This is a genomic window from Pseudomonas sp. PDM03, from assembly GCF_014852385.1.
GTDB classification, from domain to species: domain Bacteria; phylum Pseudomonadota; class Gammaproteobacteria; order Pseudomonadales; family Pseudomonadaceae; genus Aquipseudomonas; species Aquipseudomonas migulae.
Map to the genome: position 1 here is coordinate 19,946 of NZ_JACVBM010000026.1, position 26,312 is coordinate 46,257.

At 57.2% G+C, this 26,312-nt stretch carries 23 protein-coding genes, 1 tRNA gene and 1 pseudogene; 23 read left to right on the forward strand and 2 right to left on the reverse strand.

Annotated elements, in window-relative coordinates; all coding sequences use genetic code 11:
• Positions 1-29: 29 nt before the first annotated feature.
• The 7 genes from rpmI to IB254_RS26330 all read left to right on the forward strand — a co-directional run bounded on the left by rpmI (position 30) and on the right by IB254_RS26330 (position 4,952).
• Positions 30-224, forward strand: a complete 195-nt coding sequence (rpmI, locus tag IB254_RS26300) for a 50S ribosomal protein L35 (protein ID WP_002553160.1) — start codon at positions 30-32, stop codon at positions 222-224.
• 28 nt (positions 225-252) lie between these two features.
• On the forward strand, positions 253-609 hold the full coding sequence (gene rplT / locus IB254_RS26305; protein WP_007905879.1) for a 50S ribosomal protein L20: 357 nt from the start codon (positions 253-255) through the stop codon (positions 607-609).
• A gap of 109 nt (positions 610-718) precedes the next feature.
• On the forward strand, positions 719-1,735 hold the full coding sequence (gene pheS / locus IB254_RS26310; RefSeq protein WP_007905876.1) for a phenylalanine--tRNA ligase subunit alpha: 1,017 nt from the start codon (positions 719-721) through the stop codon (positions 1,733-1,735).
• A gap of 26 nt (positions 1,736-1,761) precedes the next feature.
• Positions 1,762-4,143, forward strand: coding sequence for a phenylalanine--tRNA ligase subunit beta (pheT, locus tag IB254_RS26315; protein ID WP_192420304.1), 2,382 nt, complete (start codon positions 1,762-1,764; stop codon positions 4,141-4,143).
• A 3-nt stretch (positions 4,144-4,146) separates the two neighbouring features.
• Positions 4,147-4,449, forward strand: coding sequence for an integration host factor subunit alpha (ihfA, locus tag IB254_RS26320; RefSeq protein WP_002553164.1), 303 nt, complete (start codon positions 4,147-4,149; stop codon positions 4,447-4,449).
• The gene (locus IB254_RS26325; RefSeq protein WP_003179985.1) at positions 4,430-4,786 is read left to right on the forward strand and encodes a MerR family transcriptional regulator; all 357 of its coding nucleotides are present in this window, start codon (positions 4,430-4,432) and stop codon (positions 4,784-4,786) included. The genes ihfA and IB254_RS26325 overlap by 20 nt, the downstream gene beginning before the upstream one ends.
• A gap of 89 nt (positions 4,787-4,875) precedes the next feature.
• A tRNA-Pro gene (locus IB254_RS26330) sits at positions 4,876-4,952 on the forward strand.
• Between the two features lie 89 nt (positions 4,953-5,041).
• On the opposite strand, the pseudogene IB254_RS29585 reads toward IB254_RS26330, so the two are convergent.
• A pseudogene (locus IB254_RS29585) lies at positions 5,042-5,200 on the reverse strand (integrase); the annotation flags it as partial.
• Between the two features lie 461 nt (positions 5,201-5,661).
• Positions 5,662-6,216 (reverse strand): UDP-4-amino-4,6-dideoxy-N-acetyl-beta-L-altrosamine N-acetyltransferase, encoded by a 555-nt coding sequence (gene pseH / locus IB254_RS26335; RefSeq protein WP_192420306.1) that lies wholly within the window; start codon positions 6,214-6,216, stop codon positions 5,662-5,664.
• A 240-nt stretch (positions 6,217-6,456) separates the two neighbouring features.
• On the opposite strand from pseH, the gene IB254_RS26340 reads away from it, so the two are divergent.
• The 16 genes from IB254_RS26340 (at position 6,457) to IB254_RS26415 (ending at position 26,154) form a co-directional block, all read left to right on the forward strand.
• The gene (locus IB254_RS26340; protein ID WP_192420308.1) at positions 6,457-7,479 is read left to right on the forward strand and encodes an NAD(P)/FAD-dependent oxidoreductase; all 1,023 of its coding nucleotides are present in this window, start codon (positions 6,457-6,459) and stop codon (positions 7,477-7,479) included.
• Positions 7,476-9,809 (forward strand): hypothetical protein, encoded by a 2,334-nt coding sequence (locus IB254_RS26345; protein WP_192420310.1) that lies wholly within the window; start codon positions 7,476-7,478, stop codon positions 9,807-9,809. The genes IB254_RS26340 and IB254_RS26345 overlap by 4 nt, the downstream gene beginning before the upstream one ends.
• Before the next feature lie 63 nt (positions 9,810-9,872).
• A complete protein-coding gene (locus IB254_RS26350) occupies positions 9,873-10,361 on the forward strand; it encodes a hypothetical protein (RefSeq protein WP_192420312.1) in 489 nt (162 codons plus the stop codon).
• The gene (locus IB254_RS26355) at positions 10,358-10,945 is read left to right on the forward strand and encodes a tetratricopeptide repeat protein (RefSeq protein ID WP_192420314.1); all 588 of its coding nucleotides are present in this window, start codon (positions 10,358-10,360) and stop codon (positions 10,943-10,945) included. Before IB254_RS26350 ends, IB254_RS26355 begins: the two co-directional genes overlap by 4 nt.
• A gap of 62 nt (positions 10,946-11,007) precedes the next feature.
• Positions 11,008-11,583, forward strand: coding sequence for a DUF1353 domain-containing protein (locus tag IB254_RS26360; protein ID WP_192420316.1), 576 nt, complete (start codon positions 11,008-11,010; stop codon positions 11,581-11,583).
• A gap of 202 nt (positions 11,584-11,785) precedes the next feature.
• Positions 11,786-13,786, forward strand: coding sequence for a peptidase U32 family protein (locus IB254_RS26365; RefSeq protein WP_032832365.1), 2,001 nt, complete (start codon positions 11,786-11,788; stop codon positions 13,784-13,786).
• Between the two features lie 204 nt (positions 13,787-13,990).
• Positions 13,991-14,434, forward strand: a complete 444-nt coding sequence (locus IB254_RS26370) for a CopD family copper resistance protein (protein WP_008032069.1) — start codon at positions 13,991-13,993, stop codon at positions 14,432-14,434.
• Positions 14,435-14,543: 109 nt separating this feature from the next.
• Positions 14,544-15,890 (forward strand): coproporphyrinogen III oxidase, encoded by a 1,347-nt coding sequence (locus IB254_RS26375; RefSeq protein WP_192420318.1) that lies wholly within the window; start codon positions 14,544-14,546, stop codon positions 15,888-15,890.
• Positions 15,891-15,912: 22 nt separating this feature from the next.
• Positions 15,913-17,301, forward strand: coding sequence for an oxygen-independent coproporphyrinogen III oxidase (gene hemN, locus IB254_RS26380; protein WP_192420319.1), 1,389 nt, complete (start codon positions 15,913-15,915; stop codon positions 17,299-17,301).
• 109 nt (positions 17,302-17,410) lie between these two features.
• Positions 17,411-19,591 carry a transcriptional regulator NosR gene (nosR, locus tag IB254_RS26385; protein ID WP_192420321.1) on the forward strand — a complete coding sequence of 727 codons (2,181 nt, stop codon included), beginning with the start codon at positions 17,411-17,413 and terminating at the stop codon, positions 19,589-19,591.
• Positions 19,592-19,752: 161 nt separating this feature from the next.
• A complete protein-coding gene (gene nosZ / locus IB254_RS26390) occupies positions 19,753-21,672 on the forward strand; it encodes a TAT-dependent nitrous-oxide reductase (protein WP_192420323.1) in 1,920 nt (639 codons plus the stop codon).
• Positions 21,673-21,699: 27 nt separating this feature from the next.
• Positions 21,700-22,989, forward strand: a complete 1,290-nt coding sequence (locus IB254_RS26395; RefSeq protein WP_192420325.1) for a nitrous oxide reductase family maturation protein NosD — start codon at positions 21,700-21,702, stop codon at positions 22,987-22,989.
• Positions 22,986-23,909 carry an ABC transporter ATP-binding protein gene (locus tag IB254_RS26400; RefSeq protein WP_192420327.1) on the forward strand — a complete coding sequence of 308 codons (924 nt, stop codon included), beginning with the start codon at positions 22,986-22,988 and terminating at the stop codon, positions 23,907-23,909. Before IB254_RS26395 ends, IB254_RS26400 begins: the two co-directional genes overlap by 4 nt.
• Positions 23,906-24,736: an ABC transporter permease gene (locus IB254_RS26405; protein WP_008037452.1), complete on the forward strand. Its 831-nt coding sequence runs from the start codon at positions 23,906-23,908 to the stop codon at positions 24,734-24,736. The genes IB254_RS26400 and IB254_RS26405 overlap by 4 nt, the downstream gene beginning before the upstream one ends.
• Before the next feature lie 32 nt (positions 24,737-24,768).
• Positions 24,769-25,293, forward strand: coding sequence for a nitrous oxide reductase accessory protein NosL (locus tag IB254_RS26410; RefSeq protein WP_008037451.1), 525 nt, complete (start codon positions 24,769-24,771; stop codon positions 25,291-25,293).
• A gap of 117 nt (positions 25,294-25,410) precedes the next feature.
• Complete coding sequence (locus IB254_RS26415) at positions 25,411-26,154, forward strand: SDR family NAD(P)-dependent oxidoreductase (RefSeq protein WP_008032084.1); 744 nt, start codon at positions 25,411-25,413, stop codon at positions 26,152-26,154.
• Positions 26,155-26,312: the final 158 nt, after the last annotated feature.

Below are 26,312 nucleotides of genomic sequence, written 5' to 3' on the forward strand. Positions count from 1 at the left end.
TTTATCAACTGAATGCGGAGTATCCGAACATGCCAAAAATGAAAACGAAAAGTGGTGCTGCTAAGCGGTTTCTGAAAACTGCTAACGGTATCAAGCACAAGCACGCTTTCAAGAGCCACATCCTGACTAAAATGTCGACCAAGCGTAAGCGTCAACTGCGCGGTAGCAGCTTGCTGCATCCGTCTGACGTGGCAAAAGTCGAGCGCATGCTGCGCCTTCGTTAATTTTAGTCAAGAATAGAGGAAGTAACTCATGGCTCGTGTAAAGCGTGGCGTCATTGCCCGTAAACGTCACAAAAAAATTCTGAAACTTGCTAAAGGCTACTACGGCGCTCGCTCGCGCGTATTCCGTGTTGCCAAGCAAGCGGTAATCAAGGCAGGCCAATACGCCTACCGTGACCGTCGTCAGAAAAAACGTCAGTTCCGCGCTCTGTGGATCGCTCGTATCAACGCTGGTGCACGTATCAACGGTCTGTCCTACAGCCGTTTCATCGCCGGCCTGAAAAAAGCGTCCATCGAGATCGACCGTAAGGTTCTGGCTGATCTGGCAGTGAACGAAAAAGCGGCGTTTGCTGCGATTGTCGAGAAAGCTAAAGCCACCTTGGCTTAAGTACCCCCGACAGTCACCCGGCCTCACCTCTGTGGGGTCAGGTGTTAAACGTCATAAATAGGGGAAGAGCCTTCAAGCTCTTCCCCTATTTTGTATCTGGAGTCTGTACATGGAAAACCTGGATGCGCTCGTCTCTCAAGCACTAGAGGCTGTGCAAAGCGCTGAAGATATCAATGCCCTGGAGCAAATCCGGGTTCACTACCTTGGCAAAAAGGGTGAATTGACTCAGGTGATGAAGACCCTGGGGAATTTGCCGGCAGAAGAGCGTCCGCAAGTCGGCGCCCTGATCAACGTTGCCAAGGAGCGTGTCACAGAGGTTCTCAATGCCCGCAAGGCACTGTTTGAAGAGGCCGACCTGGCCGCCAAACTGTCTGCCGAGTCCATTGACGTGACCCTGCCTGGCCGTGGCCAGACCTCGGGTGGTCTGCATCCGGTTACTCGCACTCTGGAACGTATCGAACAGTTCTTCACCCACATCGGCTACGGCATCGCCGAAGGCCCTGAGGTCGAAGACGATTACCACAACTTCGAAGCGCTCAACATCCCAGGCCATCACCCGGCCCGGTCGATGCATGACACCTTCTATTTCAATGCCAACATGTTGTTGCGCACCCATACCTCGCCGGTACAGGTCCGCACCATGGAATCGAAACAGCCACCGATCCGCATCGTCTGCCCAGGCCGTGTGTACCGTAGCGACTCCGATATCACCCACTCGCCGATGTTCCACCAGGTCGAAGGCCTGCTGGTCGATCGCGATATCAACTTCGCCGACCTGAAAGGGACCATCGAAGAATTCCTGCGCGTGTTCTTCGAAAAAGAACTGGCCGTGCGTTTCCGCCCTTCGTACTTCCCGTTCACCGAGCCATCCGCTGAAGTCGACATGGAATGCGTGATGTGCAGCGGCAAAGGCTGCCGTGTCTGCAAACAGACTGGCTGGCTGGAAGTGATGGGCTGCGGCATGGTTCACCCGAACGTGCTGCGCATGTCCGGGATCGACCCGGAAGAGTTTTCGGGCTTTGCCTTCGGCATGGGCGTTGAGCGTCTGGCCATGCTGCGTTACGGCGTGAACGACTTGCGTCTGTTCTTCGACAACGACTTGCGGTTCCTCGCGCAATTTCGCTAGTCGTAACGAATTCTTAGGAGAGCAGGATGAAATTCAGTGAACAATGGCTGCGTGGCTGGGTTAGCCCGCAGGTAAGTCGCGACGAGCTGGTTGCCCGTCTGTCGATGGCCGGTCTTGAGGTCGATAGCGTTACGCCGGCCGCCGGTGAATTCAGCGGTGTGGTGGTGGGCGAGGTGCTGAGCACCGAGCAGCACCCGGACGCTGACAAGTTGCGTGTTTGCCAGGTCAGCAATGGCTCGGAGACTTTTCAGGTCGTGTGCGGTGCGCCAAACGTGCGTCCGGGCCTGAAGATCCCGTTTGCCATGATCGGTGCCGAACTGCCGGGCGACTTCAAAATCAAGAAAGCCAAACTGCGTGGCGTTGAGTCCAACGGCATGCTGTGCTCGCAAGCTGAACTGCAAGTGGGCGAAGGCAACGATGGCCTGATGGAGTTGCCGGTCGATGCGCCGGTCGGTCAGGACATTCGTGAATACCTGAACCTGGACGACGCCAGCATCGAGGTCGACCTGACCCCGAACCGCGGCGACTGCCTGTCCCTGGCCGGTCTGGCCCGTGAAGTCGGCGCGCTGTACGCCGCTGAAGTCACTCGCCCGGTCGTGGTGACCGTTCCAGCCGTGCACGATGAAGTGCGTTCGGTTGAGGTGCTGGCACCAGCCGCTTGCCCGCGTTACCTGGGTCGAGTGATCCGCAACGTCGACCTGTCCAAGCCTACGCCGCTGTGGATGGTCGAGCGCCTGCGTCGCGCCGATGTGCGCAGCATTGATGCGGCCGTCGACATCACTAACTACGTGATGTTGGAACTGGGTCAACCGCTGCATGCGTTCGATCTCGCCGAAATCAATGGCGGCATCCGCGTACGTATGGCCGAAGAAGGCGAGAAGCTGGTGCTGCTCGACGGTCAGGAAGTCAGCCTGCGTAGCGATACGCTGGTGATCGCCGACCACACCCGCGCTCTGGCAATCGCCGGCGTAATGGGCGGCGAGCACAGCGGCGTCAACACCGCGACCACTCGTGACATTTTCCTTGAAAGTGCGTTCTTCGATCAGATCGCCGTGGCTGGCAAGGCTCGTTCCTACGGCCTGCACACCGACGCCTCGCACCGCTACGAGCGTGGCGTGGACTGGCAACTGGCCCGTGAAGCCATGGAGCGCGCCACTGGCCTGCTGCTGGACATCACTGGCGGCGAAGCCGGTCCGATCATCGAGACCGTCAGCGAACAGCACCTGCCTTCGATTGCGCCGGTTACTCTGCGTGCGCAACGCATCACTCAGATGCTGGGTATGGAAATGGATTCGGCCGAAGTCGAGCGACTGCTCAGCGGCCTGGGTCTGAAGATTTCTGCCGATGGGGCAGGGCAGTGGCGCGTTGAAGTGCCGAGCCATCGCTTCGACATCAGCCTCGAAGTCGACCTGATCGAAGAGCTGGCCCGTCTGTACGGTTACAACCGTCTGCCGGTTCGCTATCCACAAGCCCGCCTGGCGCCGCAAGCCAAGGCTGAAGCGCGTAGCGATCTGCCTGAACTGCGTCGCCTGCTGGTGGCTCGCGGTTATCAGGAAGCGATCACTTACAGCTTCATCGATCCGAAACAATTCGAGTTGTTTAATCCGGGTGTCGAGCCGCTGCTGCTGGCTAACCCGATTTCCAACGACATGGCGGCCATGCGCTCGTCCCTGTGGCCTGGTCTGGTCAAGGCGCTTCAGCACAACCTGAACCGTCAACAGGATCGCGTGCGTCTGTTCGAAAGCGGTCTGCGTTTTGTCGGTCAGCTGGAAGGCTTGAAGCAAGAGCCGATGCTGGCGGGTGTCGTTTGCGGTACTCGTCTTCCGGAAGGCTGGGCGCAAGGCCGCGACGTCGTGGATTTCTTCGACGTGAAAGCTGACGTGGAAGCGGTTCTGGGCTTCGCCGGTGCACTGGATTCGTTCACGTTCGTGCCGGGCAAACACCCAGCGTTGCACCCGGGTCAAACCGCACGCATCGAGCGCGAAGGTCGTTTGGTAGGTTTCGTTGGCGCAATCCACCCTGAATTGTCGAAAACCCTCGGTCTCGACCGTCCGGTCTTCGTTTTCGAGCTGGTTCTGGCCGAAGTGGCGTTGGGTAAAATGCCTAAATTCCAGGAGTTGTCGCGCTTTCCTGAAGTGCGTCGTGACCTTGCGCTGATCGCCGAAAAAGACGTCGCGGCCAGTGCTGTACTGGACGTAATCCGTGAAAATGCAGGGGAATGGCTGACGGACCTCAGGCTATTTGACGTGTATCAGGGTAAAGGCATTGATCCTGATAGAAAAAGCCTTGCAGTCGGCTTGACCTGGCAGCATCCATCGCGCACTCTTAATGACGATGAGGTGAATACCACGACGCAAAACATCCTCACCTCGCTCGAACAAAGGTTGAACGCCACGTTAAGGAAGTGACGTATGGGGGCTCTGACGAAAGCTGAAATGGCGGAACGTCTGTATGAAGAGCTGGGCCTGAATAAACGGGAGGCCAAGGAATTGGTCGAACTGTTTTTTGAAGAAATCAGGCACGCTCTTGAAGACAACGAACAAGTCAAATTGTCCGGTTTCGGCAATTTCGACCTTCGGGACAAACGCCAGCGGCCTGGCCGCAATCCGAAAACGGGTGAAGAAATCCCGATCACGGCTCGCCGTGTGGTCACCTTTCGTCCAGGGCAGAAGTTGAAGGCCCGAGTTGAGGCTTATGCTGGAACCAAGTCATAACGACGAGCTACCCGTCATCCCAGGCAAACGCTACTTCACCATTGGTGAAGTCAGCGAGCTGTGTGCGGTAAAACCGCACGTGCTGCGCTATTGGGAGCAGGAGTTTCCTCAACTCAACCCCGTCAAACGGCGCGGAAACCGCCGGTATTATCAGCGTCAAGACGTGCTGATGATCCGGCAGATCCGTGCGCTTCTTTACGATCAAGGGTTCACCATCGGCGGCGCACGCTTGCGTTTGTCCGGCGATGAAGCCAAAGACGACACCACTCAATACAAACAGATGATTCGGCAGATGATCGCCGAATTGGAAGATGTGCTGGTGGTCCTCAAGAAATAAATTCATGCGTTTGAATACTTCCAGTTTTCAAAAGCTTGCGATATATTCTTGAACGTTCTTCGAGATGAAGGACGAGTTTCACGCCTAGTCGGGGCGTAGCGCAGTCCGGTAGCGCACTAGCATGGGGTGCTAGGGGTCGAGTGTTCGAATCACTCCGTCCCGACCATATTCCCTGAGTAAAATCAGACACTTAAGCCGATCAGTTAGATCGGCTTTTTTGTGCCTGCGCAAAACCCGCACAAAACTGGCGCAAAACTACCCGGTGATTTCGCTGATATTCAGGTCCGGAATTGCCTCAGCCCAGACGATTTCCTCGTGGTCCCGCTGGTAGTTTCTGGTCATGTCCTCACTCGCATGCCCTGCAATTTTCTGCCCATCCTTTCTGGTTTTCTTCTACAGGTGCAGTGACAGTGCTGCATTGGTTACAGGGTTTGGCATGGCAATAGAATTCCTCGCCCGCCATTCACCGGCAGAATTTGAGTCGTAAGGTTTTGGCTTGCAGTCGGACGAATTCGGCGGGGACGCTGACGGTGGGTATCAGGGAATAGCTGATATACGAGGAAGGCCTGCTCGAATAAGGTCCAGTAGTTCGCCCTGCCAGCTGTTTCAGAGAAATGCTGAGTGGCCGCAACTGGTCAGGGTGGGCTTACTTCTTGGTCGCGGAGCCTTGTCGCAGTACACGTAGGGGAACCAGGCGAGGGCGATCATGGCGAAACCTCGCGCCGAGCCCACTGCACATACGGGCTGTCTTCAGTGTCGAAAATGCCAAGCAAGAACCACTCATATGCCGGAGGCATTTCGGGCTTCCATCCGAGGCAGTGAGCCTCACCATCACCCCAGTAGGGGTGGGCGTCCAAGTCGAACTCCCACGATTGTCATTCCTGCTTACGTAGACGCAAGATCAGCGGCTCAAGTGTGGGACGCTTGTTTTTCCATTCTTCTTTGGTAATGCCGAGCAGTACCACGTCAATTCGGCTTCCGTTTTTCAGAATGTTCTTGCGTCTAACTCCTTCAAGTTCAAAGCCAAACTTCTGGTGCATTTTTATTACGGCAGAATTAGTTTCCAATACCTCGCAATTGAGCTTTTCCAGGCATGCGTCATTGAATGCATAGTCAAGCATCCAAAACTCTACAATGCTTCCTATGCCTTTCCCTTGATGTTCAGTGTCGAGATAGAACGCCCAATCGGCGGTTTGTTGAACTGCATTTATGGCGTTGAGTGAAACGACACCGATGGACTGCTCATTCCTCATGGCCACGAACACTGCTTGGCGCTTGTTTCCTTTCAAAGAACGCAACCAATCCTCGTGCTCCTCTTCGGTGATTTCGTGGGAGGTGTACATGTTGTTTCGGACATCCTCCTGGTTTCGGAGAGTGCGCACATGTGCTTGAACAGAGGGGTTGGCGTCAACTAAAGGAATAAACTGCACCGGATTACCTCGCGGGGACCAGAAAACTTAAAAGGCTAACAGCTTCATAGAGAAAATACCTTTTCAAGCGACTTGGTTTGCAGAGTTGCTCCTCGACATGGGGGGGGCGGAAATTGGACAGAGTGATGGCCATTGGCTAACGTCATGTAGCCTCCCTCCGATTCACAAAACGGCGGATTACCAAGGCATGCAAATCGATCTACCGCCCGAGCCGGGAAGCGAATCAAGGGAGATAGAGGCATGGAGAGTGCTGGGGCGGACTTTGATTTGATCGTGGTCGGTGGTGGGCCAGCAGGCTCTTCGGCAGCGATTCGTGCTGCGGAGCTTGGGTTGTCCACGGCGGTGATCGAAGTTTCTGGAGGTCCTCGGTTCCGACCTGGAGAATCCCTTGCGCCAGGTACCGCTCTTCTCATTTCTCAATTGCTCGGAAGTGAAGCTTTTTCTCAGCTCCCGAAAGCAACTCACGACACGATCAAATTTACGGATGACAACGCTCAAAGGCTGAATCATTTCGGTTTCGCACAAAGTGGCATTCATGTGCATCGGATCGAATTGGACGAGGCGTTGTTGGCCGCGGCGGCCAGGGCCGGCGTTCGTCTTTTTCGGCCTGCATCTGCAAGATCAATTGATTTGTGCGATGCAGGTCTAGTCACAGTTAACTCAACATGCGGTCAATTGACATCTCGAGTTGTCATTGACAGTACCGGTTCAGCCAATTGGCTCAGCAAGAAAACGGGTATTGAAGCGCTGTGTTTGAGTAACCCTCTTGAGGTCGCGTACCGCTATAGCGACTCGGTCGATGATGATATGAATCCGTCTTTTCACCTTGGCTCGCAAGGGTGGCGGTGGACATCCAATATTGGATCGGGTCGACACGTCGAGTGTGAGATGACCTTTGAAGGGCGCCGTAAAGTTCATACATCGCGTTTGGGCTTCCTCAGGGCCGACAGTACTTGGCGCATTGCCGATCAATTGGCCTCGCCCCGATTTGTACTAACGGGTGATGCGGCTTGCAAGCTCGATCCTGCGGCTTCTCGGGGGGTGTATCGAGCCCTGGTTTCGGGAATGGCTGCCGCGAACGCGGTGAGTGTTTACCTTGGGCGCAACTCAACCGAGGCTCTGGAAGATTACTGCGCAATGATAACGGGGTGGTTCCTGGGCGACTGCCAACGGCTCAATGCGTTCTATCAGAGCGCATCGGGCCGGGACGACCCCATAGGCTTTGCTTCAAGAGTGGCAACTACCTTTGGAGTGGTCATATGACGCTTGAACAAGATGTTCGTAATCTGCTGGAAAAGTTGCTGGCCACCCGTTGGAAAACGGTTCTTGGCGCGCATGGTGTCAACGCGCAAACAGAGTTTTCAGCAGAACTCACCGTGGATCGTACAGTCCTTGGCTTCCATGATTTCAGTACGGATAAAGCAGCTCTTATTCAACCGGGTGATCCCGCGAGGAGTTTGCTTTATCACTGTCTGGCGAGCCCTGCGGTTCAACCATCAGGTTTGGAGCAAAGCGACTATCCGACACAGGAAGATCTGGATCTGGTCGAAAACTACATCTACAGCCTGGTTGATGTTTCTGATCAACAACGGCGCAAATGGGTGGCGGCCGTCTTCGCTTATGAGTATCGGGAAGCCGCCGGAACACCGCATCGCATGCATGCAGACCTTGTTTTCAGTCGCACTGGTATCGCTCGTGTCGGAAATGCGCCGGCACTTTACGACCCCACGATACGCAACTATCGGCACGATACCGATCTATCACACGAAGTGCGTGTCATGCCTGCCCGCTATGCTGCCTTCCTTTGCGAGCGTGTAGAGGGTCGTGATTTTGAGGGGGGCTATTTAGGTGGTTCACAGTTTGGCGATTCGAGCCGCCAATTTCTTGTTCCGATCGTTAAGCTTTTTCCAGGTTTGAGACTGGACTCCTTTACCTGTGAGACTGTTGAGTTTTCTGCTTTCCACTTCACTGATCGACTGCGCCGTCTTTTTTCCGTCGGAAAACTACCGAACATCAAGAGTGCGGACCTTAGCCAACCGCCCTATACGCGCACAAGTCGCAACGACGGGTTACTGATCAACACCGAATTGAAAGGTGCAACCCTTACAGTCTGCGCAGAACCTCAACCACTTGTGCGAGAGGTCAAGGTGTCGATGGGCACCGGTGGCGGCCAGGTTCAACATGGTGCCACTGAGGTGCCTCCGAAGGGACCCGGGATTGAAGCCTATATCGAGAACAGAAGGTACTCGACACTTCGTGTTGGGCAGAAATTATTCAGCGCAGGCCTCGACTATATTTCCGCCGCCATCATCGGAGTCGTGGCGGCAAACGAACGGCCGTTCCTTTCACCGCGCAACTGTTCTGAATTCATTAATATGCGTCATCAGCTGAGTGATGAAACCGGCGCTGTGAATGACATAAACATCAGCATTCCTGATGCGACAGAGTTTGAGTCGGTGCTTGATGCAGGACGCTATGATATAGCGCTCTACCTTGATGATATTTGCGATGGCTATGTGGCTGCAATGTATAGCAGTAATGATCACAAGTACGACGTGACACCTGCTTTTTCAATTATTACGGCCCCTGACTTTTTCCCATATGTTGGAAATCTGGAACTCAAAAAGTTCTCAAGTAATTTTGAGGAGGGTGGCCCGTCTGCATTGTGTGAAGGACGGTTGGGCGCAAATGCACGGATGACTGACCCTGATACAGGGGCACCGATTTTTACTTCAGATGACACTATCGTTACTGCTGTCAGCAGACCACCACGCAGGGAGGGGGTGGCCCACACGGAGCGAGTGGTCGATGTGCCGACTGCCTTGTCGGATGGTGCTTCGAATGTCTTTGCACCTGGTTGGGACGTCACCTACGGCAGAGACAGTGTTTTTTCGGCACCTTATTATCACACCGCCGGTTTAGGCTCGCCGTTTGTTGAAGACGCAAAGTTATGTGCTGCCGCCAACGGTATGTGGGCTGCCGCGTCGCCAGATGCATCGCGCACATTCAACCGAACTAAAACGCCGACAGCGATCCCTTTGACAGATGAGGAACTGGGGCTGCATCCAGATAGCCCGGGTGCAATATATGGGCAACCAGTTCCTGGCTGGGACGGGGAGCATGGACCATTTTTAGTGGCGGACGGATTGAACGTGATGGTCAACTTTTCCGACATCATGAGAGCTGACTATGTCACCAATGCTCTGTCCAACAGCCTATGTTTCGATAAGTTGCGTGCTGTCGGTCGGTCAGAAATGCAGCACCGAATGCGTGCACTCGCTCTTATTATCGAGAAATTAGACGGTCCAGGCGCCAAGGTTTCGAAGTCAAGTCACTGGCTTGTGGTATTCCGATCCTATGAGCGGTGGTCTGATCTGAAGACTGAAGAGTTCTTGCCCATATCGCTTCTGAATGATTATTCCGCCTCTGAAGCCAAGGTCAGAGACATGTCCGGTGGTGGCTATTTATTTGGCTTTGCTGACGGTGGTAAATCACCGCAACACACAAATGATCCAAAGAGACTATTGGTTGCCGTGTCTTCCGTAAGGTTTTTGCTTTGGGATCGGGATTCAGGCAGGGCGATCACATTTTAGAGTTGGTTGATATTGATAGGTTGTTGTTAGTCCCGTCGTTAGTGCCATAAACAGGAGGTTTGTATGAGCCCGATTCTACTTGACGTCATCAAGGTCGGATTTCATGGTGCTGCAATAGTAATGGCTATTTTGACATTCAGACTCCTTAATAAACCACTTGCCATGTGGGGGCCGGATGTAGCGTCGAAAGCGGGCGGTATTCTTGGGCGGCTTCTCAAGGAAGTGAGGATTTTCATGGGGCTTTGTCTCGCTCTGTTTTTGATAGGTGTGGGCGCACAAATTTATACGTCAGCACCGCATCAAACCATGGCAAACGTAATGGTGACACCTTCTCCTTGGCCTGAAGGGCTCAAGCAATATGAAGGCTTTGTTTTAGTCAGTCATGATAAGGCGAAAGTTGAGATAGTTGAGGGTTTTGCACAAATCCAGGTTGGCGATAAGGATAATATAAGAATCGGGGTGGAGAGACTCGTTAATAAGCTGGGAGAGTTAAGCGATTACAATAAAACTCTTCTACCTACTCACACGCCTATGGGAGGGTTCGGGCAATGAAAATCATGATCGCCATCATCGGTATTTTTTTGATGCCATTTGCTTGTGCTGACGATGCTTCGTTAGAACTTCCTGTGGATATAAAGTCAACAATTTCCGAGAACGGTTATGCCTCCGCCGTAGAGAAATTGAAAACATACGTGGAATCCAATCCGAAAAGTTATTATGCGTATTCTGCGCTCGGAAAGGCAGCGGCCCTTGAAGGAGACTATAAACAATCAATAGACTATTTTGAGCGAGCCAAAACTATTAAAGAGACTAATGATGTTGCGGATGCATCAATATATAACTCTATGGGTTGGGTCAGGTTTTTAAATGGTGATACCGCAGGTGCGATTGTCGATATCAATACCGCGATCGAGAACAAAAGCAATATGGATTCCAAGGTGGTTGAGGCGGCTTATAATAATCTAGGGTTGATCTATATGTATCGCAACGAAAATGACAAGGCTAAGGAGAATTTTGATAAAGCCGTATCCGATTATAATAGCGGGTATGCAAAAGATAATTTGATGTTGATGGAGAAGCTGGAAAAAAGTCGGGGGCAGCAGGCAATCCAAAATAATATTGAAGGGGCGAAGTAAAGTGGAAGTGCGATGTTTGCCATCTTTAATGGCAAGTTTTCGTCTTTCAAGGAGGACTTGATATGCGCTTTCTAATTCTTGTGTTTCTTGTTCTCACGTTGCAAGCCTGCGCTCCGATATCGTATCGCGAAACCGATGAGGGACGGTTTGAAGGCGCTTTGGATGTGCGCTGGATCAAGAATGACTATTTTCTGTTTGTTCCAAGCAAGGATGATCCGTTTCGATTTACACGTTCTAATGGTGAAGTAATTCGCCCTGGCCCCATGTATACCGATGGGGGGTCAATTCCTCGATTTTTATGGGGCGTCAATGGTTATTCCCCTTGGGGGTACGCACCCGCTTATATCATTCACGATTGGCTTTTCGTGGCTCATGAGTGTGGTTACCCCGGGTACAAGGATTACTCGTTCAAAAATACGCACATCGTCCTGGCAGAGGGTTTGAAGGCGGTGATGGAGGTAAGTCCTGAGATTCGAAATTACTTTGTTTTTGATTCGGTGGTTGCAGCCGTCAGTTCGCCCATAGCGAAACGGCTCTGGGAGAAGGGTATATGTAACGAACCCGTAGCTTTCAACCTGCTGGGCATTCCTGAACAAACGCCTCCTGGTGAGTTGCTGATGACAATAAAATTCAAATAGTGGCTGACGCACCGTTCCACTCAGCTGCCCGAGGTCAACGCCGGAGTCGTGACGGGTGATGCTGTCGTTTTTGCGGCCCAGTAGCGCCTTTCGGCTTGTTACAGGCAGGTGATATCAACCCTGACCAAGAAGCCCACGGATGCCGGTCAAACATTTGCCCGCTACAATGCGTGCCTCGACCGTGACAAACCAGATAAAAAATATGTCCTTGCCCAAACATCACCTGGAACTGCTCAGCCCTGCCCGTGACGTGAGCATCGCTCGCGAGGCGATTCTGCATGGTGCCGACGCCATTTATATCGGTGGACCGAGCTTCGGCGCCCGCCACAATGCCTGTAACGAAGTGAGTGAGATCGCCGGTCTGGTGGAGTTCGCCCGGCGCTACCACGCCCGGGTGTTCACGACGATCAACACGATCCTGCATGACAATGAGCTGGAGCCAGCCCGCAAGCTGATCCATCAGCTCTACGATGCCGGCGTCGATGCGTTGATCGTCCAGGACCTTGGCGTGATGGAGCTGGATATTCCGCCGATCGAGTTGCACGCCAGCACCCAGACCGACATCCGCACCCTGGCACGGGCGAAGTTTCTTGACCAGGCGGGCTTCTCCCAACTGGTACTGGCCCGCGAGCTGAATCTGCAAGAGATTCGCGCCATCGCCGACGAGACCGATGCGGCCATCGAGTTCTTCATCCACGGCGCGTTGTGTGTGGCGTTCTCCGGCCAGTGCAACATCTCCCACGCACAGAACGGTCGCAGCGCCAACCGTGGCGACTGTTCACAGGCCTGTCGTTTGCCGTACACCCTCAAGGACGACCAGGGCCGCGTCGTCGCCTACGAAAAACACCTGCTGTCGATGAAGGACAACAACCAGAGCGCCAACATTCGCGCGTTGGTCGAAGCCGGTGTTCGCTCATTCAAGATCGAAGGGCGCTACAAGGACATGGGCTACGTGAAGAACATCACGGCCTACTATCGCCAGCGCCTGGACGACGTTCTTGAAGATCGTCCGGACCTGGCCCGCGCATCCAGTGGCCGCACTGCGCATTTCTTTGTGCCTGACCCGGACAAGACTTTCCACCGTGGCAGCACCGACTACTTTGTCACCGACCGCAAGGTCGACATCGGTGCCTTCGATTCACCGACTTTCACTGGCCTGCCAGTGGGCGTGGTGGAGAAGGTGGGCAAGCGTGACTTGCAGGTGGTGACCTCTGAGCCGCTGTCCAACGGCGACGGTCTCAACGTGCAGATCAAGCGCGAAGTGGTGGGCTTTCGCGCCAACATCGCCGAGCCCAAGGGTGAGTTTCTTGAAGAGGGCGAGAAGCGTTATCGCTACCGTGTCGAGCCCAACGAGATGCCGGACGGGATGTACAAGCTGCGGCCCAACCATCCACTGAGCCGCAACCTGGACCACAACTGGCAGCAAGCCTTGCAGAAGACTTCCGCTGAACGTCGTATCGGTCTGGCCTGGGTCGCACAGCTGGACGAGCAGCGCCTGCAACTCACCGCCACCAGCGAGGAGGGCGTCAGTGCCAGCGTGTCTCTGGACGGCCCGTTCGGTCTGGCCAACAAGCCGGAGCAGGCCCTGGACCAACTGCGTGATCTGCTCGGCCAACTGGGCACCACCGACTACCACGCTACCGGCATCAAGCTGGAAGCGACCCAGGCGTTCTTCATCCCCAACTCGCAGCTCAAGGCCCTGCGTCGGGAAGTGATCGAAGCGCTGACCGCGGCCCGTCTGCTGGCCCACCCACGGGGTGGTCGCAAGGCCGAGACAAATCCGCCGCCGGTGTACCCGGAATCGCACCTGTCATTCCTGGCCAACGTCTACAACCAAAAGGCTCGCGACTTCTATCACCGTCACGGCGTCAAGCTGATCGATGCAGCCTTCGAGGCCCACGAGGAAACCGGAGAAGTGCCGGTGATGATCACCAAGCACTGCCTGCGTTTCTCCTTCAACCTCTGCCCCAAACAGGCCAAAGGCGTCACCGGCGTTCGCACCAAGGTCGCGCCGATGCAACTGGTGCACGGTGATGAGGTGCTGACGTTGAAGTTCGACTGCAAACCTTGCGAAATGCACGTGATCGGCAAGATCAAGGGCCACATCCTTGACCTGCCGCTACCGGGCAGCGTCGCGGAGCCGGTTGTCGGCTACATCAGCCCTGAAGATCTGCTCAAGACGATTCCTCGCGCACCCCACTGAACGGTGGGCTAGCCCGCATCAGGGACAGGGACGTTTCTTGATCGGTGTCAAACGGATGGGGCGGGCAGCTCTGTATTCTGTGAAGCAACACTCGCGCGCCCTTGCGGATGAGCGCGCGAGTTCCCATTGGGCCGAAGTTCACCGGCACTGGCGACACAATGGGATTGATGTTCCTCTCGCTGAGTCATCAGAGCCATCCCTCTCATGGTCTATCCCGTTTTTTTGACATTGCACCTGTTCGCCGCGCTGATCTTCATCGGCACGGTGTTCTTCGAGGTCCTGTTTCTGGAAAGCATCCGCAAGCAATTGCCCGACAGGGTAATGATGCTGGTCGAGCAGGGGATCGGTCGTCGAGCCCGGACGCTGATGCCGTGGGTGTTGCTGGTGTTGTTCGGCGCGGGGATCGGCATGGTCTGGCAGCGTTACTTGCCCGCTCTTGCCACGCCGCTGGCGTCCTCGTTCGGCACGCTGCTGATGGTGAAAATCGTCGTTGCCGTGAGCGTGCTCCTGCATTTTCTGGTGGCCATGATTCTGTTCAAAAGCGGGCGCATGAACGCTCGATACCTGCAATTCATCCACGGCAGTCTGTTCTGTCATATGGTCGCCATCGTCTTGCTGGCCAAGGGCATGTTTTACCTGACGTGGTGACCGATGGTCGGCCTCTGCAAGCACTTGGCTGGCGGCTTGATACAAATCAAGGAGCGATGATTGCCGATCCCGGACACTGAAGATCTGCAGCCAGTCTGGGAGACCCGTCATGCTCGATTTCTTTCACAACCCTGGCGAGCTTGTCGCTCGGTGCGATCAGGGCGTACTTGACCCCAACTGCCATGCCGATACGCAAAAGTTTCACAACGGCATCGGCTCTCTGGATTTGCTTCGTGCCTTGCGCGTCAGCCGCCAGAAACGCCGGCCGCTCTCCCTGAACGTGCGCCTGCCTTCCAGCCTCAAGCCATCCTTTTGCACCCTTGCTGATGCCTGCGGCGAGCAGGGCGCCATCGAGCAGTACTTGCGGCGTCTGGAACACGAGATCGATCTGGTCGGTTGCCACACCCATCCAGAGCAACGGGTCGAGCAATTTCACCTGGGCGGTGGAACGCCCACCATCGCCCATATTCAGCGACTGATGGGGCATTTGCGTCGCCGGTTCAACTTTCTGGCGCATGAGTCTGGCGACTACAGCGTTGAAGTGGATTTGCATCACACCGATTGGTCGACCATGGGCGTGCTGCGCGACCAGGGATTCAATCACGTCAGCATTGGCGTTCCGGACATCGACACCGAGTGCGAGATGTCCGTGGCCTGTTACCAGAATCCGGCACCGATCCATTCGCTCATCGATGCCGCGCGCACGTTTGGTTATCGCTCCATCAATGTCGATCTGGGTTTTGGCCATGCCTGGCAAACGCCGGACAGTTTTGCGCTGAAGCTGACGACGATTATCGAGTTGGAACCCGACCGCCTGATGGTGTTCGACTATGCACGGCCGCCACGCCGCTATCGGCCTGTGCTCGGTGACAAGGCCAGGGCGTTGTGCAGCCAGGACGACAAAGGCGCGATGCGTCAGATCTGCTTCGAGCAATTGCTGGCAGCGGGGTATCACTACATCGGCATGGGGCAGTTTGTCCGGCCCGATGATGACCTGGCGATCGCTCAGGAGCGTGGCCGCTTGAGCCGCACCTGCGACGGTTTCACCCGTCACGGCTATTGCGACCACATCGGGTTCGGTGTGTGCGCCATCAGCCGGATCGACGATTTGTACACGCAAAATACCGACGCCATTCAGCGCTATCAGCGTCAGTTGGACAACGACCAGCTGCCGACTGCACGTGGCTGGCGTTTTGAGGCGGGGGAGCAGATCAGGCAAATGGTCATGGAGCGACTGGCGTGTGATCAGGAGCTGGATATCCGTGCCATCGAGCGGCGCTATGGGCTGGTGTTCCCCATGTATTTCTCATCCGTCTGGCCATTGCTGGAGCAATTGAGTCGTGACGGTTTGATTGAATTGTCAGAGCGTTTCATCAGCATCCTTCCCGCCGGCCGGCAGGAGGTGGATGCTATCTGCAGCCTTTTTGAAAAGGAGGTGGACAGTGCAAAACATTAACCCACCTGCGAGTTGATTGATCATGAAGCCTTCATTCGATTTCAATCGTGCCCTGGTCGAAAAATATGACCGGCCCGGGCCGCGTTACACCTCTTACCCGACGGCCCCGCAGTTTCATCAGGCGTTTGCCGTCGACGACTATCAGCGTGCCGCCCACGACAGCAACCAGGCCGCTGTGCCGAAACCGTTGTCGGTGTACATCCACATCCCGTTCTGCAAAAGCCTTTGTTACTACTGCGCCTGCAACAAAATCATTACCCAAAAGACCCATCGGGCCGTCGAATACCTGACGTACCTCAAGCGTGAAATCGCCATGCAGGCCGCGCTGTTCGACAGCACGCGCAAGCTTACGCAGCTGCATCTGGGCGGGGGCACGCCGACGTATTTGACCCAAGAACAACTGGCCGACCTGATGGGCTGCCTGCATCAGGCATTCGACATGGACGACAGCGACGACCATGAGTTTTCCATCGAGGTAGACCCGCGCACCATCAGCAGCGAACAGATCCACTCGCTGCGCCAATTGGGCTTCAATCGCCTGAGCTTTGGCGTGCAGGACTTCGATCCCGACGTCCAGGCGGCGGTCAATCGCCAGCAAAGTGAAGCGCAGATTTATGCGTTGGTCGCGGCGGCGCGCGAGGCGCAATTCAAGTCGATCAGCGTCGATCTGATTTACGGCCTGCCCCTGCAAACGGTGCAGAGTTTCGACGTCACCCTCGCCAAGATCATTGCCCTGCGCCCGGACCGGATTGCTGCCTACAGTTATGCGCATCTGCCGGAGATGGTGCGCGCGCAACGGCTGATTCGCCCGGAGGACATGCCACCGCCGGAGCGCAAGCTGGAGTTGCTCGAACTGACCATTCGCCGTTTGACCGAGGCCGGTTATGTCTACATCGGCATGGACCATTTCGCCTTGCCGGATGACGAGCTGGCACTGGCCCGCGCCCATGGCACGCTGCAACGCAATTTCCAGGGGTACTCGACCCATGCCGACTGCGACTTGATCGGCCTCGGGGTGTCTTCGATCGGCAAGGTCGGCGACAGCTACAGCCAGAGCGTCAAGGAGCTTTCGCAGTACTACGCGCGCATCGATCAAGGTCTGCTGCCGGTGCATCGGGGGTATCGCCTGAGCGCTGACGACTTGTTGCGCCGCGAAGTGATCAGCGACCTGATGTGTCATGGCCGGATCGATTTCGCCAAGTTTGAAGCGCGTCACGCGATCTGCTTCACCGAGTATTTCGCCGAGTCATTGGCCCAACTCGGCGAGCACGTTCGCGATGGGCTCTTGCAGATTCACCGTGACGAGCTGGTGCTGTTGCCGCAAGGGCATTTGATGATGCGCAGCGCCGCGATGGCGTTTGATGCCTACTTGGGCGATCAGCAAAAAGGCCAGTTTTCCCGCACTGTTTGAGGCATTCGGGCGCTCTGGCACGGGGATTGTCCGCAAGTTGATTTCAATCAAGGGACGGGGGCGCAATGCTCCCTAACATGGGCGCAGACCCTTTGAAATCAGCCTGCTCATGACAATCTCTTCGCCTTCGATACCTGGCAACCTGCGCATCTGGAGCGTTGGTCTGGTGGTGACGGTCTTGCTGATACTCGCGATGTTCGCGGTGGTTGAGGCCAAGTCATACGGCGACATCGAGCAGCAGCGTATCGAGAAGGTCTTCCCGCAAACCGATTCGGTTTCCGCAGCGGAAGGCCCGTTCAAGGTGCGGACGATATCAGCGACCGGCAAGGTCATCGGTTATGTCTTCCAGAGCCTGGACGTGGTGGACATTCCGGCCTACTCGGGCAAACCGATCAACACCCAAGTGATCCTCGACACCGCCGGTGTGATTCAGGATGCCTACGTCCTGGAACACCATGAGCCGATTCTGCTGATCGGCATCCCCGAAGAAAAACTCCACGGTTTCAGTGCCCGCTACACAGGGATCAAGGTCAGCCAGCGAGTGGTTGTCGGCCATTCCAGTGACCCGAGTGCGGTCACCGTGGATGCCATTGCCGGTGCAACCGTCACCGCCATGGTGGTCAATGAGGTCATCATGCGGGCCGCCCATGAGGTGGCCGTATCGCTCAAGCTGATCGAAGACAAGGGGGCAGTGGCGAGCAAGCCCGCCACCGTGCGCCAGGACTTTTTCGAGCCCGCCACCTGGGAGCAACTGAGCGGAAACGGCGCCATCCGCCGCTTGAACCTGACCCGTGGACAGGTCGATGCCGCCTTCAAAGGCACCGAGGCCGAAGGCGTCGACACGGCCGCGCCTGACCAGGCCGATGACACCTTTATCGAGTTGTACACCGCCGACCTGAACCCGCCGACCATCGGCCGCGCGCTGCTGGGTGACATTCAATACCGTGTCCTCATGCAAGACCTCAAGCCCGGCGAGCAAGCCATTGCTGTATTGGGACGCGGCTTGTATTCGTATAAAGGCTCGGGCTATGTGCGCGGCGGGATTTTCGACCGGGTGCAATTGCGTCAGTTCGGCAATGTCATCAGCTTTCGCGACATGGACCATCAGCGCCTCTCCGACGTGTTCGCCAAGGGCATGCCCGAGTTCAATGAAATGTCGGTGTTCATTGTGCGCAAGCAGGCGGGTTTCGATCCGGGATCGCCCTGGTCCCTGGAGTTGCTGGTACGGCGTCAGACCGGTCCGGTCAGCGGCATGTTCAGCAGCTTCGAACTGTCTTATCAATTGCCCGAGCAATACCTTGAGCGCCCCGCACCGAGTGCCGAAGAACTGGCTGCCATCGAGGAAGCCAACCGGCCGATGTGGTTGACGATCTGGTATCAGAAACACTTCCAGGTCGGCGTACTCGCCACCGCGTTGTTGCTGCTGACGGCGATCCTGTTCCTGCAGGACAAGTTCACCCGCCGCCCGCATTTCCTGCACTGGCTGCGTCGCGGTTACCTGATCTTCACCGTGGTGTTCCTCGGCTGGTATGCGCTGGGGCAGCTGTCGGTGGTCAATGTCCTGACCTTTGTCCATGCGTTGTTCGAGCATTTTCGCTGGGAGCTGTTTCTCACCGATCCGCTGATTTTCATGCTGTGGGTGTTCACCGCCGCGAGCATTCTGTTGTGGGGGCGTGGGGTGTTCTGCGGCTGGTTGTGCCCGTTCGGTGCCTTGCAAGAACTGATCAACGAAGCCGCGCGCAAGCTGAAAATCCCCCAGTACGAATTGCCCTTCGCGGTGCATGAGCGGTTGTGGGCGATCAAGTACATCATTTTGCTGCTGCTGTTCGGTATCTCCCTGGAATCCATGTCCACCGCCGAATTGTTCGCCGAAGTGGAACCGTTCAAGACCGCCATCACCCTCAGGTTCGACCGCCAATGGTGGTTTGTCCTCTACGCGGTGGCGCTGCTGGTCATCAACATCTTCACGCGCAAAGTCTATTGCCGCTACATCTGCCCGTTGGGTGCCGCGTTGGCGATCCCGACCAAGCTGCGCCTGTTCGACTGGCTCAAGCGCCGCAAGGAATGCGGCAACCCCTGCCAGTTGTGCGCCAAAGAATGCGAGATCCAGGCGATTCACCCGGATGGGCGAATCAATGCCAACGAGTGCCACTACTGCCTCGATTGCCAGATGACTTACCACAACGAACACAAATGCCCGCCGCTGATCAACAAGCGCAAGAAGCGCGGCAAACCGGCACCCGTGGCGGCGCAACTGATACCTGTCGTGGAAGTGACGGCCGCTGAATGATGTGCCCCTTGTAGGAGCGAGCCTGCTCGCGATGGATTCAGAGCGCCGCGTTTAGCCAGTCATCACGCGTCATCGTTAGCGAACATCGCGAGCAGGCTCGCTCCTACAGTTGACCGAGTTCTACCCGCACACAGTTTTTATCCCTTCAAGGAGTACGCAGCATGACTGACAAAGAATCCACAAAACCGGTGCAGGAAGAAGAACAGACCGGACTCAGCCGTCGCGGTTTTCTCGGCAGCAGCGCCGTCACCGGGGCGGTGCTGGCAGGGGCCACGACATTGGGCGGGGCGGTGTTCAGCCGCGAGTCATGGGCGGCTGCGGTCAAGGATGCGCAGGCGAAAACACATGTCGGCCCCGGCGAGCTGGACGAATACTACGGCTTCTGGAGCGGCGGTCATCAGGGCGAAGTGCGGGTGCTGGGCGTGCCGTCGATGCGCGAGTTGATGCGTATTCCGGTGTTCAACGTAGACTCGGCCACCGGTTGGGGCCTGACCAACGAAAGCAAGCGCATCATGGGCGACAGCGCGAAGTTTCAGAACGGCGATTGCCATCACCCGCACATCTCCATGACGGACGGCAAGTACGACGGCAAGTACCTGTTCATCAACGACAAGGCCAACTCCCGTATTGCGCGCATCCGCCTGGACATCATGAAGTGCGACAAGATGCTCACGGTGCCGAACGTGCAAGCCATTCACGGCCTGCGCCTGCAAAAAGTGCCGTACACCAAGTACGTGTTCGCCAACGCCGAGTTCGTCATTCCGCACCCCAATGACGGCCACACCTTCGACCTGCAAGACAAGAACAGCTTCACCATGTTCAACGCCGTCGATGCCGAAAAAATGGAAATGGCGTTTCAGGTGATCGTCGACGGCAATCTGGACAACGCCGACATGGACTACACCGGCAAGTACGCCGCGTCCACCTGCTACAACTCGGAGAAGGCCTACGACCTCGGCGGCATGATGCGCAACGAGCGCGACTGGGTCGTGGTGTTCAACATTCCGCGCATCGAAGCCGCGATCAAGGCCGGCAAGTTCATCACCCTGGAAAACTCGAAAGTGCCGGTGGTCGACGGTCGTAAAACCGATGGCAAGGACTCCGAATTCACCCGTTACATCCCGGTGCCGAAGAACCCCCACGGCCTCAACACCTCATCCGATGGCAAGTACTTCATTGCCAACGGCAAGCTGTCGCCGACCGTATCGATGATCGCCATCGACCGCCTGGACGACCTGTTCGCCGATAAATTCAAGGACCCGCGCGAAGTCATCGCCGCCGAGCCCGAACTGGGCCTGGGCCCGTTGCACACCACCTTCGACGGTCGCGGCAACGCCTACACCACGCTGTTCATCGACAGCCAGGTGGTGAAGTGGAACATGGCGGACGCGGTACGTGCCTACAAGGGCGAGAAGGTCAATTACATCAAGCAAAAACTCGACGTGCATTACCAGCCCGGCCACAACCACGCGTCGCTGACCGAAACCAGTGAGGCGGACGGCAAGTGGCTGGTGGTGTTGTGCAAGTTCTCCAAGGACCGCTTCCTGCCGACCGGGCCGCTGCACCCGGAAAACGACCAGTTGATCGATATTTCCGGCGAAGAAATGAAGCTGGTGCACGACGGCCCGGCGTTTGCCGAACCGCACGATTGCATCCTCGCGCGGCGGGATCAGATCAAGACGCAAAAAATCTGGAACCGTAACGATCCGTTCTTCGCCGCCACCGTGGAGTTGGCCAAGAAGGATGGCATCAACCTGGAGACCGACAACAAGGTGATCCGCGACGGCAACCATGTGCGGGTCTACATGACCTCCATGGCGCCGGCGTATGGCCTGACCGAGTTCACCGTCAAGCAGGGCAACGAAGTGACCGTGACCATCACCAACATCGACCAGATCGAGGACGTGTCCCATGGTTTTGTCATGACCAACCACGGCGCGAGCATGGAGATCAGCCCGCAGCAAACCTCGTCCATCACCTTCACCGCCGACAAGGCCGGCCTGCATTGGTATTACTGCAGCTGGTTCTGCCATGCGCTGCACATGGAAATGGTCGGCCGCATGAAGGTCGAGCGGGCCTGACGGTTGAGCATCGACAGGAGCGGACCGATGACCGACATCAAGGGAAACCCGATCAAGGTGATCGCGCTTGCGCTCCTGCTGATGCCCGGCAGCGTGCTGGCGGTGCAACCCATTACCGCGCTGCCGTTGCGCCTCGACGCCGAGCAACGCTGGCACGTGCCGGCGGGCGAATACCGTGGCTCGTTCAGCGTCGATCAGCCGATGCAGATTGTGTGCGAGCCCGGCGCGGTGTTTCAGGCGCAAGGGCAGGGCAACGGGGTGATTGTCAGCGCACCGGACGTCGGGATCGAGGGCTGCACTTTTCTGGACTGGGGTCATGACCTCACGGCCATGAATGCGGCGGTGTTCCTCCAGCCCAAGGCCCGTGGCGCGGTGATCAAAGGCAATCGCCTGCAAGGTCAGGGTTTCGGGATCTGGGTCGATGGGACTCAGGATGCGAGCCTGATCGACAACCGCATCCAGGGCGATCCGGCGATGCGTTCACAGGATCGCGGCAACGGCATTCACCTGTATGCCGTGCATGGCGCCAGGGTCATCGGCAACCAGGTGCGCGACACCCGCGATGGCATCTACATCGACACTTCCAACGGCAACCTGCTGCAAGGCAATACCCTGGAAGACCTGCGTTACGGCGTGCATTACATGTTCGCCAACGACAACCAGCTGATCGGCAACACCACCCGCCGCACCCGTACCGGCTACGCCCTGATGCAAAGCCGCAAGCTCACGGTGATCGGCAACCGCTCCGAACAGGATCAGAACTACGGCATCCTGATGAACTACATCACCTATTCGACCTTGCGCGACAACTTCGTCACCGACGTGCGCGACGGCTCGACCGGCGACAGCATGATCAGCGGCGCCGAGGGCAAGGCGCTGTTCATCTACAACTCGCTGTTCAACCGCATCGAACACAACCACTTCGAGCACAGCGCCGTGGGCATTCACCTCACCGCCGGCTCCGAAGACAACCGCATCGCCGACAACGCGTTTGTCGGCAACCAGCGCCAGGTCAAATACGTCGCCACCCGCTTGCAGGAATGGTCGGCGGATGGCCGGGGCAATTACTGGAGCGACTATCTGGGCTGGGACCGCAACAACGATGGCCTGGGCGATATCGCCTACGAACCCAACGACAACGTCGACCGCCTGCTGTGGCTGTATCCGCAGGTGCGGCTGTTGATGAACAGCCCCGGGATTGAACTGCTGCGCTGGGTGCAACGGGCGTTTCCGGTGATGAAATCGCCGGGCGTACTCGACAGCCATCCGTTGATGAAATCCACCACGCACACCCTGACCAAGGAGCCCGTCACATGAATGTCGTCGATCTGGAAGGCGTCAGCCAGCGTTATGGGCACACCACGGTGTTGCATCAGTTGAGCCTGAGCCTGGCCGAAGGCGAAGTGCTGGGTTTGTTCGGGCACAACGGTGCGGGCAAGACCACCAGCATGAAACTGGTGCTCGGTTTGCTGCAGGCCAGCGAAGGGCAGGTCAGGGTGTTTGGCCGCTTGCCCAGTGATCCGAATGTCCGGCGTCTGCTCGGCTATTTGCCGGAGAACGTGACGTTTTATCCGCAGATGAGTGGCCTGGAAACCTTGCGTCATTTCGCGCGACTCAAAGGGGCCGCGTTCGCTCAGGTGGACGGGCTGCTGGAAGAAGTTGGCCTGGCAGGGGCGGCGCATCGACGGGTCAAGACCTACTCCAAAGGCATGCGCCAGCGCCTCGGGCTGGCGCAAGCCTTGCTCGGCGAACCGCGCCTGTTGCTGCTCGACGAGCCGACGGTCGGCCTCGATCCCATCGCCACTCAAGACCTGTATCGGTTGCTCGACCGTCTGCGCAGCCAGGGCACCAGCGTCATTCTCTGTTCCCACGTTTTGCCGGGGGTCGAGGCGCATATCAATCGTGCGGCGATCCTGACCCAAGGGCGTCTGCTGGCCCTCGGCAGTCTGCGCAGCCTGCGCGAGGAAGCCGGGTTGCCGACGCTGATTCGCGCCAACGGACTCAAGCATGCCGGCCCCTTGCAGGCTACTTGGAACAGCGCCGGGCACGCCACTCAACGTTGGGGCGTGGAGGGCCTGGAAGTGGCCGCGCTCAATGGCAGCAAACTGGGCCTGTTGCGCCAGTTGCTCAATGAGGATGAGCCGGCGGACGTGGAAATCACTCCACCGTCCCTGGAAGACCTCTACCGCTATTACATGGGACGGGCCGCTGCGACCCACAGTGGAGAGATTCTATGAACCCGATCTGGAACATGGCCCGCAAGGAATTCAATGACGGTTTGCGCAACCGCTGGTTGCTGGCGATCAGCCTGTTGTTCGCGGTGCTGGCCACCGGCATTGCCTGGCTGGGCGCGGCGGCGTCCGGTCAGTTGGGCTTTACCTCGGTGCCCGCGACCATCGCCAGCCTGGCCAGCCTGGCGACGTTCCTGATGCCGCTGATTGCCTTGATGTTGGCGTATGACGCCATTGTCGGCGAGGACGAAAGCGGCACCTTGCTGCTGTTGTTGACCTATCCGCTGGGGCGCGGGCACATCCTGCTCGGCAAGTTCATTGGCCACGGGTTGATCCTGGCACTGGCGACGCTGATCGGTTTCGGCTGCGCGATGCTCGCGATCGCCGTGCTGGTGGACGACGTCGAGCTGAACCTGCTGCTCTGGGCCTTCGGACGATTCATTGTCTCGTCGACGCTACTGGGCTGGGGCTTCCTGGGGCTGGCCTATGTGCTGAGCAGTGTGGCAGCCGAGAAATCCACGGCTGCCGGTTTGGCGCTGGGCGTGTGGTTCTTTTTCGTGCTGGTGTTCGACCTGGCGCTGCTCGCCCTGCTGGTGCTCAGCGAAGGGCACTTCAACCCGAAAGTGCTGCCCTGGTTGCTGCTGTTCAATCCCGCCGACCTCTATCGCTTGATCAATCTTTCCGGTTTTGACGCCGTCGCCAGTACCGCTGGCGTGCTGACCCTGGGCAGCGATTTGCCTGTGCCGGGCTCGATGCTCTGGCTCTGCCTGCTGTTGTGGGTGGCGGCGCCGTTGGGTACGGCCTGGCTGCTGTTTCGTCGACGGGCGACTTGAATTCTTACTTTGGTTTTTTGGAGCACCTGATGATGAGAACGCTTGATTGGAAGACGCTGCGCAACCTGGCGGGCCTGATGGTCTGTGTGCTGCTGACGGCGTGTGACAAACCCGTGCAAGCCAGCTACAGCGATGCCCCCAGCGCCTTTCATCCCAGTGATGAGTGCCATGTCTGCGGCATGATCATCGACGGCTTTCCCGGCCCCAAGGGTGAAGTGGTCGAGCACAGCGGCATCAAGAAATTCTGCTCGACGGCGGAAATGATCGGTTGGTGGTTGCAACCGGAAAACCATCATGGCGATGCCAGGCTGTATGTCCACGACATGGAGCACAGCCCTTGGAATTCGCCGGATGACACCCAACTGATCGATGCCAAAGATGCGTATTACGTGGTCGGCACCCGGCTCAAGGGGGCGATGGGTGTGGTGTTGGCGTCGTTCTCCAGCCAGCAGGCTGCTGAAAAACTGGCCACGGAGCAGGGCGGTCGCGTGCTGCGGTTCAGCGAGATCGATCAGTCGGTGCTGCAGCAACCGGCCATGTCGCACTCGACTCATTGAGCTGTCGATCCATTGAGAAAATCTGATCGCCGTCAAGTCGGTATTTTTGCATCTGTTCAAAGATAGGGGCCCGCCAGGTCCCCAGTGCTTGGCATCGACGATGCCCAGGAGAACATGATGCAAACCGAGTTTCAGGATCGTTTGGCCGTGATCACCGGCGCCAGTTCCGGGATTGGCCTGGCCTTGTGCGCGGCGCTGTTGCCGCGCGGGGTCAGGGTGTTGGCGATGTCGCGCACCGTCGGTGACTTGCCGGCCTTGCAGCAGATCTATGGTGAACGGCTGCAATGGTGTGCCGGGGACGTTACCTGCGAGGACGATCTGCAAGGGTTGGCCCGGCGGGCGGCGACGTTGGGGCGGGTGGATTATCTGGTGCCCAACGCCGGCATTGCCGAAATGGCCGATAGCCTGGACATGCCGGCCTTTCAGCGGCAATGGGCGGTCAACGGTGCGGGTGCGTTGAACACCCTGGCGGCGTTGCGCGGTGAGTTGGCGAACCCGGCGTCGGTGGTGTTTGTCGGCAGCTTCCTGACGGGGTCGAGTTTTCCTGGCCTGGCTGCCTGCATTGCCAGCAAGGCGGCATTGGCGGCCCAGGCGCGCACGCTGGCGGTGGAGTTTGCCCGTTACGATGTGCGCATCAACCTGGTTTCGCCGGGGCCGACCGCGACCTCGATGTGGGACAACCTGGGCTTGAGCGACGGTGAGCTTGATGATGTTGCCGATACGCTTGGCAAGCGTCTTTTGCCGGGGCATTTTCTTGATGCGTCTGCGGTGGCCAACGTGATTATTTTTCAGCTGTCCCAGGGGGCTCGGGGGGTTTATGGGCAGGACTGGAAGGTTGATAACGGTTATACGTTGGGCTGAGGGGGGGGATCGGGGTACATATCCATTTCTGCGGTAACGGCGGCTATTGGTTCCGCCCTTACGGCGGGTTACTTGGAAAAGCGCCAAGTAACCAAGCGCCCGCGCCCCTGACGTACGGTGGCTCGCTAAGGCTCGCCATGCCCTCGCTCCGGTCCTGC